This is a genomic window from Caulobacter sp. (genome assembly GCF_965279145.1).
In the GTDB taxonomy this organism is placed as follows: Bacteria; Pseudomonadota; Alphaproteobacteria; order Caulobacterales; family Caulobacteraceae; genus Caulobacter.
Window position 1 is genome coordinate 3,145,261 of the sequence record NZ_OZ257139.1, and the last position, 15,158, is coordinate 3,160,418.

Genomic DNA, 15,158 nt, shown 5'->3' on the forward strand with positions numbered 1-15,158 from the left:
CTAACAGACTCGCGTGACCGCCTCGCCGCCGACTCTTGATCTCGCGCCTTCACTCGTCGTCCTGCCCGGGCCCCGCGCCGGCTATGCGGATGGCGGGGGCGAAGGCCGGATGCTGCGCGCGCCCGACGCCCGCGACCTGCTGGAGCACGGCCCCGTGCTGGTCGCCCATGCGGCGATGACGGCCAAACGCCTCAACATGCACGCACCGCCTCGCGGCGGACGGTTGTTCGACGTGCTGGAGCTCTACGCCTTCGTGCGCCCGGCCACCTTCTGCGCGCCGTCGGCCGTGGGCCTGGCCATGGCGCTGGGCCTGCCCGAGCCCAAGGGCGCCGCCGAGCAGGCCGCCAGCCTTCGCGTTTCGGCCGACGCTCTTCTGCGCGAGCTGTGCCTGACGCCCCAGCCCTCGCGCGAGGAAGCCCTGGCCGTCGCCGAGACTATGGCCAAGGCGGGCTGGGCCTGGGGCCCGGCGGTGATCGGCGCGCTGCGCTCGGTTCCGGTCGGCAACCAGTTCCGTAGCTCGGGTCTGGATGTCTGGGCGCGCATCGTCGAGTGGGAAGATCAGGCCCCGGTCGGCGAATCCGGCACGCGGCCGATCGATCCCGACCGTGTGGCCGAGCGCCTGACCGAACTGCTGCAACGCTCGGGTCTGGACGAGGTGCGCGAGGCCCAGGCCACGTTCGCCCGCGAGGCGGCCTACGCCTTCCAGCCCCGCGAACGCGAGGGCGAGCCGCGCATGATGCTGGCCGAGGCGGGCACCGGCGTTGGCAAGACCCTGGGCTATCTGGCGCCGGCGTCGCTGTGGGCCGAGGCCAACGGCCCGTCGGTGTGGATCAGCACCTATACCCGCGCCCTCCAGCGCCAGATCGAGCGCGAGAGCCAGTCGATCTATCCCGACCCCGTCGTCCGGGCCCGCAAGGCCGTGGTCCGCAAGGGACGCGAGAACTATATCTGCCTGCTGAACTTCCAGGAGCAGATCAACGGCGCCCAGCTGGGCAATGGCGACCTGATCGGCCTGGCCCTGACCGCCCGCTGGGCTCGCGCCACCCGCGATGGCGACATGACGGGCGGCGATTTTCCGGCTTGGCTGCCGACCCTGTTCTCGATCGCGCCGTCTATGCAGGCCAGCCCGGCCAACCTCGTCGATCGGCGCGGCGAGTGCGTTCACGCCGGCTGCCAGCACTACCGCATCTGCTACATCGAAAAGGCCGTGCGGGCTTCCAAGCGCGCCGACATCGTCATCGCCAACCATGCTCTGGTGCTCACCCAGGCGGCGTTTGACGGCGCCCGGGCGGCGCGGGGGCTGAAGGGCGACAACGAGACCACGGTGGTCAAGCGCGTGGTCTTCGACGAAGGCCACCACCTGTTCGACGCGGCCGATAGCGCTTTTTCTGCGGCCCTGTCGGGCGCGGAAGCGGCCGAGCTGCGGCGCTGGATCCGGGGGCCAGAGGGGCGCGGGCGGCGGGGCAGGGGGCTTGAGGCCCGGCTGCTCGACATCCTGGGCGATCGCGAGGGTGCGCGTCAGGCCCTGACGGCCGTGCTTCACGCCGCCGCCGCCCTGCCGGGCGAAGGCTGGTCTGGCCGGATCGCGCCGCCGGACGGTCAGGTCAATCCCATCGGGCCGATCGAGACCTATCTGGTCGCGGTGATCGAGCAACTTCGGGCGCGATCCAGCGATCGGGGCGGCGTGGAGCAAGGCCTGCAATGCGCGGCCCGGCCCGCGGTTGATCTAGTCCGCGAGCGCGCCGGCGAGGCCGCCCGCGCCTTGGCCGGGGTCGAGGCTCCGCTGCTGGCCCTGGCCCGTCAGCTGGAAGACGTGCTCGACGAGGACGCCGAGCATCTGGGAACTTCTGAGCGGGCCCGCATCGAAGGCGCGCTTCGGGGCCTGGATCGTCGCGCCCGGATGACGCTGCCGGCCTGGCGCTCGATCCTCAAGGCGATCGACGAGGACGCCGAGGACGACCCCGACTTCGTTGACTGGTTCGAGGCCACCTTCCTCTATGGCCGGGTCGTGGACGCCGCCTGCCGCCGTCACTGGGTGGACCCGACCGAGCCCCTTCGGGCGGCCGTACTTTCGCCCGCCCACGGCGTGCTGGTGACCAGCGCCACCCTGGCCGATCCCGCCCTGGAAGATCCCTTCGCCCTGGCCGAGATGCGCACGGGCGCGGCGCGGATGCCGACCTCGCCCAAGGTGCTGCGGCTGGTCTCGCCCTTCGACTACGCCAAGAACGCCCGGGCCTTCGTGGTCACCGACGTCAACAAGGAAGACGCCCGCCAGGTCTCGGCGGCGATGCGCGAGCTGTTCCTGGCGGCCGGCGGCGGCGGGCTGGGCCTGTTCACGGCCATCCGGCGGCTGAAGGCCGTGCACGAGAAGATCGCCGCGCCGCTGGCCGATCAGGGCCTGGCCCTCTACGCCCAGCACGTCGATCCGCTGGAGGCCGGGGCCCTGGTCGATATCTTCCGGGCCGAGGAGGACGCCTGCCTGCTGGGCACCGACGCCATCCGCGATGGGGTGGATGTGCCGGGCCGCAGCCTGCGGCTGCTGGTCTTTGATCGCGTGCCGTGGCCCCGTCCCGACATCCTGCACAAGGCCCGCCGGGCGCGGTTCGGCGGCAAGGGTTATGACGACTCCACCGCGCGCGCCCGGATCAGCCAGGCCTTCGGCCGCCTGATCCGCCGTGCCGATGACCGGGGCGTGTTCGTGATGCTGGACGCGGCGGCGCCGACGCGGCTGTTTTCCGGCCTGCCGGAGGGCATCACGATCGAGCGCCTGTCCCTGGTCGAAGTGATCGAGGCCACGGCCGCATTCCTGTCCGAAGGTCCAGCTTAGGGCCGAAGAATTCAGCGTGCCCTTCGCTATCGAGGCCTGGGCGCGGACGAGGGTGACGCCGCGCAAGGTCGCCTGCTCGACTCAATGCAGTCGAAATTCCGCAACGAAGCCGGTCTAGAAGGATGCCGGGGTGAGTGACGGAGTGCTTCGATGACCAGAACCGCCCATCCGACGGATCCCGCGATCGACGAGGCCGCCGCGCCGGTCGCCGCCTATTCGGCCCGCGCCCTGGTCAGGGCGGTGCGCTGGCGAACCGGCCTTTCGCAAGGGGCGTTCGCGCGCGCCTTTCACATTGATCATGACCTGATCGTCGCGCTCGAGCATGGCGAAGCGCGCCCCGACGCCGCTCTGACCGCCTATCTGCGAGTGATCGACCACGCGCCCGAGGTGGTGCGAGAGGCCCTGGAGCGCTCCGGGCTGTAGTCGCGAGCCGTGGCTCGACCCGTGTCCGGATCACACGCCGTCGCTGAAGCGATGCGGCGTGTGATCGCGGGGTGGGTTGTGGCTAGCCGAACTTGTACCCGCAGAGCTTGTTGCCATCCAGGTCGCGGAAATAGGCGAAATAGGCGCCCGGCATGCGCTCGCCGGGGCCGCCTTCGTCGGTGGCGCCCAGTTCCAGCGCCTTGGCGTGGAAGGCCATGACCTCTTCGATGGTGTCGAAGGCGAAGCCCGCCATCGAGCCGTTGCCCACGCAAGCGGCGTTGCCGTCATAGGGGCCGAGCACGCCGAACAGGCCGGTGCCCTTGCCCCGATAGAGGCGGCCCCCCGAGGCGTGCTCGTGAACCGGGCTCATGCCGATCGACGCCATCAGGGCGTCATAGAACACCTTGGCGTCTTCCAGCTTGTTGGAGCCCACCGTGAAGTAATTGACCTTGGCCATGCGCAGTCCTCCCGCTTGTTCTTGAGGCGCGAGGCTAGCACGGGGCGGCGCGCCGACAACGCTGCCGCAAGGTCAGGTCCGGGGCCTCTCGACCACGGTCTCGGCGACCCGCGCCAGCAGGGTGAACAGAGCCGCGACATCGATCGGCTTGCGCAGCACGCCATCCGCGCCGTCGGCGAGATAGCTGGCGATGTCGTCGTCGAAGATGTTGGCGGTCAGCATCCAGATCGGCATCCGGGTTCCGGGCGGCTCGGTCCGGCGTATCTCGCGCACGGCGGCCCGGCCATCCAGCACCGGCATGTTGACGTCCATCAGGATGAGGTCGAAGGGCTGTGACCGCCAGGCGTCCAGAGCCTGGGCCCCGTCCTCCGCGAAGGTCAGGGACACCGGCGTCTCTTTCAACAGCAGCGCCAGCACCCGGCGGTTAGCCGCATTGTCTTCGGCCGCCAGGATGCGGATCTGCTCCAGATCGCGCGGCAGGGGCGTGGCGGTGATCAGAGGCGCCGACACCGGGGCGTCGAAGGCGAACCACACCGTCGCCCCGGCCACCGGATCGGAAATCTGCGCCACGACAGGATCATCAAAGCCGATCTCGCCCTCCATCAGGGCCATGTTGCGGGCGCTGATCGCCAGTCCCAGTCCGCTTCCGCCCAGGAGACGTCCGCGCGCGGTCTGGTCAAAGGCTTCGAACAGGCGCGGGCGATCCTGGGGTGGAACGGAGGGGCCGGTGTCGGTGACTTCAATCAGCACGCCGAGGGCCTCGCCCCGAGGCGTTCCGGCCAGCCGCACGGTGACGCGCCCGCCCGCGTTACAGGCGGCCATGGCGTGGGAGATCAGGTTGACCAGGGTCTGTTCGACCCGCGCCTCGTCAGCCTGGACCAGGAAGGAGAGGGTGGGGTCGGCGTCGTGGAAGACGAAGTCCACGCCGATACCCTGAGCGTGGCTCCGCCACACCCGCATCACCGAATGAATCATGCGGCGAAGGTCGATTGGAGCGGGATTTAACCTGGTCTGACCCGTGTCGACATGGGTCAGGTTCAGCATGCCGTCCAGCAGGCGCGTCAGCTGCTCTCCGCCCTCCAGCACCCCGTTGGCCAGCTCGGCCTGGTCCGGCGTCAGAGGCTCGCGATTCAGGGCCTGGGCGAAGCCGAGGACGGCGTTCAGCGGGGTGCGGATCTCGTGACTGGCGACGGCCAGAAGATCGGTCTTGGCGCGGCTGGCCGCCCTGGCCTCGTCGATCGCCTGGGTCAGGGCCGCGTTCTTGCGGGTCAGGTCGCGAAGGGTCTCGGTCAGGGTCCGATCCGTCGCCTGCTGACGCCAGGTCACGATCAGAACGGCGGCGACGAACAACGCCATGGCCAGGGTGTAGTGTTGCGGCGTCAGCGGGCTTTCCCAGTCGATCGCGATCCAGATCAGCGTCCCCGCCGGTGGGGTGACGCCCAGCACATAGCTGAACGGCGTCAGATGCACCCGAAGGGCGGCGAACAGCAGGACGCAGATGGCCAGCAGGGCGGCTTCGACCCGAGCAATCGGCGCGTCGTAGAGGCGAATCTGGATCGCCAGCCAGCAGGCGTTGCTGACCAGCAGGAACATCAGCGCGTCCGACTGCCAGCACAGCCGCTTGAAGGCCTTGATCGGATCGTGATGGCGCGCCGCCAACTCGGCGGCGACAAACAGCAGCAGGTAGAGGGCAAACTCGAGCACTCCCAGCGCTGCCATGCGCCAGGGCGTGAAGAAGGTGAGCAGGATCACAAAACAGGCGACCAAAGCCAGTCGCGACAAGGCCACGCCGCGCGAATATCGAATGTACCCGGCGAGTTGGGTCACATCCTTCATTGGCGCCAGCATCCAGGTCCCTCACCCCAGCTTCCTCTAGGGAAGTTCGCCCCCCGACAAAAGCCATAGACGGACGATTCGCGCTCCTTAGCTCGCCTTTCGCGCGACTGGGGTGTGTCGATCGCTCGGGCGCGTATCTCAGCCCTTGGCCAGCTGCGCCATGACCGCGCGCCAGCCCCGCGCGTCTTCCGGCGCGGCGCGGTCGAGCGCGGCCTGCAGGTGGCGTGTCTGTGCGCCGGTGAGCTCCGCCTCCAGCCTCTGGCCGTCGGGAGTCAGGCGCAGGTTCTTCACCCGGCGGTCCTCGGCGGCGGGAATGGCCGTGACCAGATGCATTTCCAGAAGCTGCCGGAGGGGGGCGTTGAGCGCCTGCTTGCTGACCGCCAGCAGGTCCAGCAAGCCCCGCACAGAGACATCCGGCCGTCGGCCGATGAAGTAGAGAATACGGTGATGCACCCGCCCCAGGCCCCGCCGTTCCAGGATCCGGTCCGGACGATCGGTGAAGCCGCGATAGGCGAAATAGAAGGCCTCGATCACGTCGTGCAGGTCGTCCGGGCGATCTGGGTCAAGCATGTTGACATGATAATCGCGCCGGCTTTACGGTGTCGATAGGTCAATTGGATTGACGCTATTTCGGAGTCCATCGGCATGGCGCGCTTGTCGACGCGAACGGGTGATCTGCATGCCTCGCCGGTGCGGGAGATGCTCAGCATCGCCCAGCGTCCGGGCGTGATCTCGTTCGCGGGAGGGCTGCCGTCGCCGGAGAGCTTCGCGGGTCTGGATCTGCCGCCGCCGCCGCGCGAGCTGCTGCAGTACGGCCCGACCGAGGGCGAGCCCGAGTTGCGCGCCAAGATCGCCGGGGAGTTGAGCGCCCTGGGTATCGACAGCGCGCCCGACCGGGTTCTGATCCTGTCCGGGTCGCAGCAGGGCATCGATCTGGCGGCCAAGCTGGTGGTTGATCCCGGCGCGGTGGTGGCTGTGGAGTCTCCGGCCTATCTGGCGGCCTTGCAGGTGTTTCGCTTTTTCGGCGCGCGGTTCGAGATCCTCGACCGGACCGACCCCGCGGCCACGTGGGACGCCGCGCCGCCGGCCATGGCCTATGTGACGCCCACCTTCCAGAATCCCACGGGCGGATGCTGGAGCGCGACCGAGCGCCGGGCCCTGGCCCAGGCCTGCGACGCTCACGACGTGATCCTGTTCGAGGACGATCCCTATCGCGACCTGGTCTATGAGCCCTGCGAGCGACGGCCGGTCTGCGCCGAGGTGAAGTCGGCCTCCTGGATCTATCAGGGTTCATTCTCGAAGACCGTCGCGCCGGGGCTGCGCCTGGGCTTCCTGACCGCGTCCGAGGACATTTTTCCCTTGCTGGTGCGCCTGAAGCAGGCGGCCGACCTGCATACCAACCGCCTCAGCCAGTGGATGGTGCTGCAATATCTCAACGACCCTGACCGCGCGGCTCGCATGGAACGGGTCGCCGCGCTGTACCGTGAAAAGCGCGACGTGTTCGACGAGGCCCTGACCCGCCATCTGGGCGATCTGGCGACCTGGACTGTCCCGCCCGGCGGCCTGTTCTTCTGGGTGACCCTTGGCGGGGCGATGGATCCCGAGACCCTGCTGAAAAAGGCCCTTGAACGCGGTGTGCTGTTCACGCCGGGCAGCCACTTCCTGGCCGAAGGCGGCGCCTGCCCGGCCATCAGGCTGAACTTCAGTCTGGCCACGCCCGAGGACGCCGAACGCGGGCTCAGGACGCTGGGCGAGATCCTGCGCGGCTAGACGCGGCGTTCAATGCTATTGCCAGTGCGTATCGGCGGATCATGTAATCGCGGTCCTGCTGACAATCTGAGATGACGCGAAGATGCACCGGCCGCGCGCCATGGGTGGGCGCGGCAATCGGTCTGCTTCTCCCAGCTTCGTCACGCGCTAGGCTTTTCTCCCTTGGTGATTTGGTCGGCGGGCTCGTTCGCGCGGGCCCGTTTGGGGGAGTTTCGCCGGGCAGAGCGTGTCGGCGACTTTTTTTGAGTGGGTGCGACGGAACCAGGAAGTTCGAGCGTTTATAGGTCAACCTGCGTCACGCGGGTTGGGTGAGCTACAACTTATGGACGCATTCTATGGCTGACCGGCTGTTCGTCCTGCACAACCCCAAGGCTGGCGGCACGTCGGTGGTGAGCGCTCTGCGCGCGCTCTTCAGCTATGAGCAGCAATGTCCCCGCATCGAGAACGACGCCGCTGAGCACCGTCTGCACGCCGGTCGCTACAGCGCCTATGCGGGCTACAGCTTTTATGCGGGTCACTACGGGCGCGACATCCACGATGCGGTCGGCGGGCGGACGCCCTGTGTCACCAATTTCCGCTGGCCCGTCGCCCGGATCGTTTCGCTGTATCGCTATTTCCGCCTGGTCGTCGAAATCGACGACGCCCAGATGATCGATCCGCGCTTCAGGGCCGTGGCGCTGGCCAAGACCCTCAGCCTGGATGACTTTGTCACCTGTGACGATCCCGCCGTCGAGATCCACACCCGCGACCACCATTTTCGCCAGCTGACCGCCTCGGGTTGGTCGCTGGAAAGCGACGGTGACCTGGCCTCGGTCAAGACCTTCATCGACGCCATGCCGTGGTTCTTCGTCTGCGAGCATCCGCAGGAGTCGATGATCTGGGCGAGTGCCGTGTTCCAGGGCCGGGTCGGGCCGGTGCCGCATCTGAACGAAACCGGCGCCGCCGAAGCCGCCGCGCAGCTCAGCCCCTGGGCCTATCGCGCGCTGGACGCCAAGAACCAGCGTGACCTGGCGCTCTATCGCCACGCGCTTGATGGTCTGCTGCGCGCCGTTTCACCGGCGGCCGACGCCGCCTGGGCGTCGACCGCGATGCGAATGAGCGCCTAGACGGAGCCGATATATTTGATCAGCGCGGTCATGTTCTCGATATAGCCGCCAGTCGAGATGCCGATCTTCGGCGTGTCGGTGATGTAGGGCGAGGTGTCGGTGGCGTCGCCGACCCGGGTCTGGCTGAAGTCGCCGGGCGCGGGGGTGGGCGAGCCGTCGCCGATATAGGGATTGCTGGTCGCCTTCAGCTCGGTGGGCCACCAGCCTTCGGCGTTCAGCGTGGCGATCAGGGCGGCGGCCTTGTCGGGCGCGGCCGCTCCGGCGTCGGCCTTCAGCGTGCCGACATTGAGGTCGGAAACCGAGATGTCGCCGGTGGTGAAGTATTTGGGCAGGGCCTTCAGCCCGCCCTTCAGCGGCGAGTTTTGGCTCGCGACCTCCGGCGGCGTCGCCTTGAGCTTCGCGAGCCGCTTGCGCAGGCCGTCCACGTTCACCGCGCGGAACGACGAATAGTGGATCACCGTGTCGTGCGGGTTCTGGTCGGCGAAGTATCGGCCGTTGACGACATTGCTGCCGGTGCGATGGATGTAGAGCGGCTTGCCCGTGCCGATCTCGATGAAGGTGGGGTAGGGGCGGCCCTTCTGGATTTCGGGCGTGACCTTGATGCTGTCCAGCCAGTCCAGCGCCTCGCCCAGGCGGGCCAGGAACTTGGGGTCGCCGGTCAGTTCGTAGAAGTCCATGCACGCGGCGATATTGCCGCCGGTGGTGTGGCTGGCGAAGGCTTCGGGCTCATAGGTGCGGGCGCCGGCGGGCTTCAGGTCGCTGACCTTGTGCTGCAGGCCCCAGGCGGGCTGAGGCTGCGGCTGCTGGCACAGGACGAAGCAATCCATGGCGCGGCGGATCGGCTCCAGCACGCGTTTGTCGCCCAGGGCCTGCCAGACCATGATCAGGAACTTCAGGTTCTCGCCCGCGACGTCGTCGTTGAACGTGATGTAGCCGGTGTAGTCGGCCCTGCCGTGGTGGTGGAACTCATCCTTCAGCGGGAAGCGCTGGGGCCAACCGCCGACCGGGTACTGGCTGTCCAGACCGAAGGCCAGGGCCCTGTCCAGGGCCGGTTTGAAGCGCTTGTCCTTCTTCTCGACATACAGGCGCAGCAGGAACTGCGAGCTCTCGGCCGTGCCGGCGTCGTCGAAGGTGGCGTTGCCGTAGTAGTGCTGGAATTCCTCGAGCCGCCAGCCGTTCTTGCCGATGGTGTCGTACCATTTCTTGAGCGAGGTCTCGCCCGCCAGGTCGCCCAGATAGTTCCAGCCGCCGGCCGGATGCTGGATGGCGATCAGGGCCTGGGCGGCCTTGCAGGCGGCCTCGTAGTAATAGGCGTCGCCGGTGGCGTGGTAGGCGTCTAGGAACAGGTGGCCCATCGTGGCCGTGCCGGGCGGCTGCACCCAGATCATGGTCGGGAAGGCTTCCATCTCGCCCCAGCGGCGCGAGAAGTCGGGCAGGTAACTCCAGACATAGCCGCCGTTATAGGCGGCCTTCTCGACCATGAAGGTGGTTGCCTTCTTCATCGTCTCCAGCGCGGCGGCCCTGCTGGGCGGCTCCGCGGCGAAGACCTTCAAGGGCGAAAGCGTTCCTGCCGCGGCGAAGGCGGCGGCCGAGCTGGCCATCAGGCGGCGGCGGGAGAGGGGGCTGAGCGGCATGCGGAACTCCGACGGACGATGCTCTCGCCAGGTCCGGTTGAACGCCTGGGTCTGGCTCGAAACGACCGATCGGTCATTGGCCAAGGCCTTCCAGCGTATCCTCCCCGGATCGGACGAGCCGATCTCGCCAGCTTGTCGCGGCGAATTCTTGACCTGTTGTGACACCGGTGTCACTGGTTGGCTAGGCGGTTTTCGCGCAACGATGTTCGATCGGGCCGCCGGCTGCGACACAGGAGCGTCTTGCGGGACGATCCGCGTTCGGTGAATACCGATGACGCCTTTTGAGGCGACGCCGCCGCGCCCGACCGGGATGCGGCGTGACGCCGTCCTGTTGGGGAACAGGACGACATCCCCGGGCGCGGTTGCGTCCGGGGATGTTTTCAAATTTCCGTGTTTTCCCGGCAAATACATGAAATCATTGAATAAGCAGTTGCGTGCGTCCAGCGGTCGCATGGCGGGCAATTTTTACATTCTGTAAACATTCGCCCATGCCAACCCGCACAGACCATTTGCACGAAGCCGAAAGGCTGGAACGCCAGGCCGAGATCGCCGAGAGCGCGCATGCGCGCGCCGCGCTTCGTCGGATGGCCCAGGCTTCGCGCGGCGCCGCCGCCCTTGTCGGGATGATCGAGGCCTGCGGCGACGAAGTGGTTCTCTCGCGCCTCTAGGCTAGGCGTCGTGGGCCAGGCACGCCGCCACACAGGCCCTGGCGAGGACCTCGGTGGCGTCGATGAACGGCACGGCCAGATCTTCGGCCTTCAGGACCAGCGGCGCCTCGGTGCAGCCCGCCACAATGGCGCGCGCGCCCTTGCCGACCAGGCGGTGAGCGAGGCCGGCCATGGCCTCGCGGGAGTCCTGGCCCAGGGCGCCCTTCTTGACGCGATACAGCAGCGCCATGAACTCGACCTGCTCGTGGTCGTCTAGGGTGACGACTTCCAGGCCCTGATGCGCGAACTGGTCGCGATACAGGCTGAGCGCCAGGCCCGTGCCCAGTACGCCCACCTGGGTCGCGCCCGCCGCCCTGGCCGCCTGGCCGGCCGCTTCCAGCATGTCGACCAGGGGCAGGCCGCTGGCGCGAACCTCGCTGGCATAGGCGTGGGCCGTGTTGCAGGCGATGGCCAGAACCTGGGCGCCGTTGTTTTTCAGGCCCGCCGCCATGGCGGCCAGCACCGGGCCGGGATCGCTGTCACTGACATTGCGGTCCGGAACCTTGGGGTTAATGTCGACCAGCACGCGCAGATGGTCCTGCTCGCGCTGGATCGGGGTGGCCGCCTGCAGCTTGGCCAGGAAGTCCAGGGTGGCGGCCGGGCCCATGCCGCCCAGCACGCCGAGGGTCTTGCTCATGTGGGTCACCCTCAGAGAAGCGCCGGTTCCAGCTGGGTATGGTAGCCGAACAGGCCCTGGGCGCCGCCCGTGTGGAGGAACACGACCCGCTCGCCCTTGAAGTCGCCGGCCCGCGCCCGGGCGATCAGGCCCTTCATGGCCTTGCCCGAATAGACGGGATCCAGCAGCAGGCCCTCGGTGCGGGCCGCCAGGGTCAGGGCGTCGATCACGCCCTGGTCGATCAGGCCATAGCCTTCGCCGACATAGTCGCAGTCGGCCACGACCGCCTCGCGCCTGACCCGGCCCGCCGCGCCGATGGTCTCGGCCGTGGCGACGGCCAGGTTGAAGACGTTTTCTTCCTGCTTGGCCTTGGGCGCGCGCACGCCAAAGCCCAGGATCGGCACGTCCACCGACAGGGCGGCGAAGCCGGCGACCAGACCCGCATGGGTGCCGGCGCTGCCGGTGGCGGTGACCAGGCGGTCGATCTTCAGGTCACGTTCGTCGGCCTGGACGATCAGTTCGCGGGCGCAGTCGACATAGCCCAGGGCGCCGACGGTGTTCGAGCCGCCGCCGGGGATGACGTAGGGCTTGCCGCCGCGCTGGCGCACGGCCTCGGCCGAGGCCTCCAGCTCGGCGACCATGTCGGTTCCGCCCGGCACGAAGCGGATCGAAGCCCCCATCAGGCGATCCAGCAGCACATTGCCCGAGCCGACATAGTCATGCGCCGTCGAGCCCGTGCGCTCTTCCAGGATGATCTCGGAGGCCAGGCCAAAGCGGACGCCGGCGGCGATGGTCTGCCGCACGTGGTTGGACTGCACCGCGCCCTGGGTCACCAGGGTGTCGGCGCCCTGGGCCAGCGCGTCGCCGATCAGGAATTCCAGCTTGCGGGTCTTGTTGCCGCCGCCGGCCAGGCCGGTGCAGTCATCGCGCTTGACCCACAGGTCGATGCCCAGCTCGGCGCCCAGGCGGGGCAGGGGCTCCAGAGGGGTCGGGAGGTGAGCGAAGCGGGCGCGGGGGAAACGGGCGAGGTGCATGGAGCTGTCCCTGAACAAGGTCGCCGCTCCGTTAGCACGTTCCCAGGCCTGACGAATACGCCCGGTTCTACGGCTCATTGGCGCGCGCCTGGGCCTCGGCGTCCAGGCGCGCGCCGGCGCGCGCTTCGGCCATCGCGCGGGTCTTGGGATTGCGCAGCCGCGACTTGATCAGATCGACCAGTTCATAGGGCGGAGCCTGTCCGCCGCCGGCTTCGCCACGCATCGCCGCCGTGTCACGCGCCGCTTCAAAATCATACCAGCCCCGCAAGGTCTGGCAGAGTGGCGCGCTGATGCGCGTTCCGGTCGGGGTCTTGCGCAGGCAGATGACGCGATCGGGTTCCTTGACCAGCAGGTCGTTCAGCTGATCCTCGATCACCCGGTCCGACAGCGTGGCCGAGGGCGGCGGCTTGGCCGTCGCCTGCACGGTGACCGACTCGACCTGATCAGCAAGGGGGGCGGACGGCTGCTGCAGCATCAGGGCGGCGATGAACATCATGCTGACCACGAGGACGCTCCGCTCCAGAGCTCAAGGGTTGAGCTTGCCAAACGCTACCCCAGGCTCCGTCCCGGAGCAGCTTAAACCTGTGCAATCTTCCCCGCGCGGCCGCGCCGGAATGCGTGGGGTGAAGGGCGAAACGTGATATAATCATAATGTCACAAGCACGGCCCGGCGCGGGCCGGATCAGGTCGTTCAGGCCTGACCTTTCCGCCGCCAGAAGGACCGGCTGACAATGGGAGGAAGTCATGACTCACGGGAGCCTATTCGGCGTCGCGGTTCTGGCGGCGACAGTTCTGGGCGGCGGCGCCGCCGGAGCCTCGACCCTGGTCATCGGCGGCGGCGCGGCCAAGGATTGTTCGAACGCCGCCATCGAGGGACGGGCCGACAGAAATTCGGTGATCACCTGCACGGCGGCTCTGGAAACCGAGAACCTGACCTTCCGCGACCGGGCCCGCACCTATGTGAACCGGGGCGTGCTGCAGATGCGTCAGCGCGACTTCCCCAGCGCCCGCGCCGACTTCGACGCCGCCGCCAAGATCGATCCCGAACTGGGCGAAGCCTGGGTCAATCGCGGCGCGACCTATGTGGGCGAGGAGCGCTACAGCGAGGGCCGCGAGCAGATCGACAGGGGTCTTGCTCTGGGGGTCAAGGATCCTGAAAAGGCGTGGTTCAACCGGGCCCTGGCCAATGAAGGCCTGGGTGATCTGGCCGCCGCCTATCGGGACTATTCTAAGGCCGCCGAACTCAATCCGGCCTGGGATGCGCCAAGGAGCGAACTGGCGCGTTTCACCGTCAAACGGCCCTGAGCGCCCCGCGCTCCAGGGCTTGGGTAATGGGAGCGCGCCGATGAGCAGGATGGATTGGGCGGCTGGCGTCAGCCTGATCGCCCTCGCGTCGGCCGGCGGCGCCATGGCTCAGGACGCGGGCGCCGCTTTGCGTGAACTCCGCGCCCAGAACGCCGCCGCCCAGGCGGCGGACGCCGCCCGTCAGGACCTCCTGGCGACCCAGCGCGAGATCACCGCGCGGCAGGATCAGGCGCGGACCAACCTGGTGCTGCGCGAACTCGACACGGCGCGCGCGCAACCGCCCGCCGTGGCGGGCGTTGTCGCGCCGCCAGTCGCGCCCATCCTCCCGCCGGACGCCGCCGCCAACAGTTTCGCCGCGCAGATGGACCGCATGGAGCGGCTGACGCAGGATGCGCTGGCGCGGGGTAATGCGCGAATCCGGGCCATCCGCCCCGCCAGCGAACACTAATCGGAGCAAGGTCACCCCATGGAATGGAGAGGCGCCCGCCGCGAGGGCAATATCGAGGACCGTCGAGGCCTCGGCGGTGTCGGCCTGGCGGGCGGCGGCATCGGGGCCCTGGTGCTGGCGGCGGTCGGCTATTTCGTGTTCGGCATTGATCCGCAGACCACGTTGCAGGCCACCCAGCAGATCCAGGGCCAGGCCCAGCAGGAAGGCCAGCGCGGCCAGACCAAGGACGACAACGGCCAGTTCGTCGATGCGATCGAAACGTCCAATACCGATGTCTGGGGCCCGATCCTGGCGCGGCAGGGCGTGCGCTACACGCCGCCCGAGGCGGTGGTGCTGTATGACAACGCCACCCAGACCGGATGCGGCACGGGGCAGTCGGCCATGGGGCCGTTCTATTGTCCCGCCGACCGCAGGGTCTATCTGGACCTGACCTTCTGGAACGAGCTTGAGACCAAGTTCGGGGCCAAGGGTGAATTCGCCCGCGCCTATGTGATCAGCCACGAAATCGGCCACCACGTGCAGACCCTGCTGGGAACCTCCGAAGCCGCTCGCCGCCTGGGCGCGCGCGGCGAGCAGAGCGGCTCGGTGCGGCTGGAGCTGCAGGCCGACTGCTATGCCGGCGTCTGGGCCTCGCACGCCGGCGAGACCTCGAACGGCCAGATCGTCATCAACCCCGCCGACATCGAGGACGGACTGGGCGCGGCGGCCGCCGTCGGCGATGACACCATCCAGTCGAAGACTCAGGGCCAGGTCGTGCCCGACAGCTTCACCCACGGCACCAGCGCCCAGCGCATGCGGTGGTTCACGCGCGGCTATGAACGCGGCGATCCAACGGTGTGCGACACGTTCGGGGCGTCGCGGCTGTAGTCGCTTTCCTTCTCCCCTTGCGGGAGAAGGTGTCATCCGCAGGATGACGGATGAGGGGTCGTGCAGGCTATCCGGACAGGGCTTTCGACCCCTCATCCGTCCGCTTCGCGGCCACCTTCTCCCGCAAG

General features: G+C 68.2%; 15 protein-coding genes. 8 read left to right on the forward strand and 7 right to left on the reverse strand.

Annotated elements, in window-relative coordinates:
- The first annotated feature begins 13 nt into the window (after nt 1-13).
- Complete coding sequence (locus ACQY9P_RS14660; RefSeq protein WP_421738547.1) at nt 14-2,827, forward strand: ATP-dependent DNA helicase; 2,814 nt, start codon at nt 14-16, stop codon at nt 2,825-2,827.
- Between the two features lie 150 nt (nt 2,828-2,977).
- Nucleotides 2,978-3,250, forward strand: coding sequence for a helix-turn-helix domain-containing protein (locus ACQY9P_RS14665; protein ID WP_421738546.1), 273 nt, complete (start codon nt 2,978-2,980; stop codon nt 3,248-3,250).
- Nucleotides 3,251-3,332: 82 nt separating this feature from the next.
- Here the strand turns inward: ACQY9P_RS14665 and ACQY9P_RS14670 are convergent, their stop codons facing one another.
- The 3 genes from ACQY9P_RS14670 to ACQY9P_RS14680 form a co-directional block, all read right to left on the reverse strand.
- Nucleotides 3,333-3,707 carry a VOC family protein gene (locus ACQY9P_RS14670; protein ID WP_421738545.1) on the reverse strand — a complete coding sequence of 125 codons (375 nt, stop codon included), beginning with the start codon at nt 3,705-3,707 and terminating at the stop codon, nt 3,333-3,335.
- Nucleotides 3,708-3,779: 72 nt separating this feature from the next.
- Nucleotides 3,780-5,543 (reverse strand): response regulator, encoded by a 1,764-nt coding sequence (locus ACQY9P_RS14675; RefSeq protein WP_421738544.1) that lies wholly within the window; start codon nt 5,541-5,543, stop codon nt 3,780-3,782.
- 138 nt (nt 5,544-5,681) lie between these two features.
- Nucleotides 5,682-6,113 carry a MarR family winged helix-turn-helix transcriptional regulator gene (locus tag ACQY9P_RS14680; protein WP_421738543.1) on the reverse strand — a complete coding sequence of 144 codons (432 nt, stop codon included), beginning with the start codon at nt 6,111-6,113 and terminating at the stop codon, nt 5,682-5,684.
- A gap of 75 nt (nt 6,114-6,188) precedes the next feature.
- Here ACQY9P_RS14680 and ACQY9P_RS14685 point away from each other — a divergent pair, with 75 nt between their 5' ends.
- Nucleotides 6,189-7,313 carry a PLP-dependent aminotransferase family protein gene (locus ACQY9P_RS14685; protein ID WP_421738542.1) on the forward strand — a complete coding sequence of 375 codons (1,125 nt, stop codon included), beginning with the start codon at nt 6,189-6,191 and terminating at the stop codon, nt 7,311-7,313.
- Nucleotides 7,314-7,648: 335 nt separating this feature from the next.
- On the forward strand, nt 7,649-8,419 hold the full coding sequence (locus ACQY9P_RS14690) for a hypothetical protein (protein WP_421738541.1): 771 nt from the start codon (nt 7,649-7,651) through the stop codon (nt 8,417-8,419).
- Here the strand turns inward: ACQY9P_RS14690 and ACQY9P_RS14695 are convergent.
- A complete protein-coding gene (locus ACQY9P_RS14695; protein ID WP_421740091.1) occupies nt 8,416-10,053 on the reverse strand; it encodes a pectate lyase in 1,638 nt (545 codons plus the stop codon). The genes ACQY9P_RS14690 and ACQY9P_RS14695 overlap by 4 nt on opposite strands.
- Nucleotides 10,054-10,541: 488 nt before the next feature.
- Here ACQY9P_RS14695 and ACQY9P_RS14700 point away from each other — a divergent pair, with 488 nt between their 5' ends.
- Nucleotides 10,542-10,721: a hypothetical protein gene (locus tag ACQY9P_RS14700; RefSeq protein WP_421738540.1), complete on the forward strand. Its 180-nt coding sequence runs from the start codon at nt 10,542-10,544 to the stop codon at nt 10,719-10,721.
- Between the two features lies 1 nt (nt 10,722).
- On the opposite strand, the gene ACQY9P_RS14705 is transcribed toward ACQY9P_RS14700, so the two are convergent.
- The 3 genes from ACQY9P_RS14705 to ACQY9P_RS14715 form a co-directional block, all read right to left on the reverse strand.
- Nucleotides 10,723-11,397, reverse strand: a complete 675-nt coding sequence (locus tag ACQY9P_RS14705; protein ID WP_421738539.1) for an aspartate/glutamate racemase family protein — start codon at nt 11,395-11,397, stop codon at nt 10,723-10,725.
- 11 nt (nt 11,398-11,408) lie between these two features.
- Entirely contained in the window at nt 11,409-12,410 is a 1,002-nt protein-coding gene (locus ACQY9P_RS14710; RefSeq protein ID WP_421738538.1) for a D-cysteine desulfhydrase, read from the reverse strand.
- Nucleotides 12,411-12,477: 67 nt separating this feature from the next.
- On the reverse strand, nt 12,478-12,915 hold the full coding sequence (locus ACQY9P_RS14715; RefSeq protein ID WP_421738537.1) for a hypothetical protein: 438 nt from the start codon (nt 12,913-12,915) through the stop codon (nt 12,478-12,480).
- 239 nt (nt 12,916-13,154) lie between these two features.
- Here ACQY9P_RS14715 and ACQY9P_RS14720 point away from each other — a divergent pair, with 239 nt between their 5' ends.
- The 3 genes from ACQY9P_RS14720 to ypfJ are packed head-to-tail and all read left to right on the forward strand — an operon-like array spanning nt 13,155 to nt 15,030.
- Nucleotides 13,155-13,715: a tetratricopeptide repeat protein gene (locus ACQY9P_RS14720; protein WP_421738536.1), complete on the forward strand. Its 561-nt coding sequence runs from the start codon at nt 13,155-13,157 to the stop codon at nt 13,713-13,715.
- Nucleotides 13,716-13,755: 40 nt separating this feature from the next.
- Nucleotides 13,756-14,163 carry a hypothetical protein gene (locus ACQY9P_RS14725; protein WP_421738535.1) on the forward strand — a complete coding sequence of 136 codons (408 nt, stop codon included), beginning with the start codon at nt 13,756-13,758 and terminating at the stop codon, nt 14,161-14,163.
- An 18-nt stretch (nt 14,164-14,181) separates the two neighbouring features.
- Nucleotides 14,182-15,030, forward strand: coding sequence for a KPN_02809 family neutral zinc metallopeptidase (ypfJ, locus tag ACQY9P_RS14730; RefSeq protein ID WP_421738534.1), 849 nt, complete (start codon nt 14,182-14,184; stop codon nt 15,028-15,030).
- The last annotated feature ends 128 nt before the right edge of the window (nt 15,031-15,158 follow it).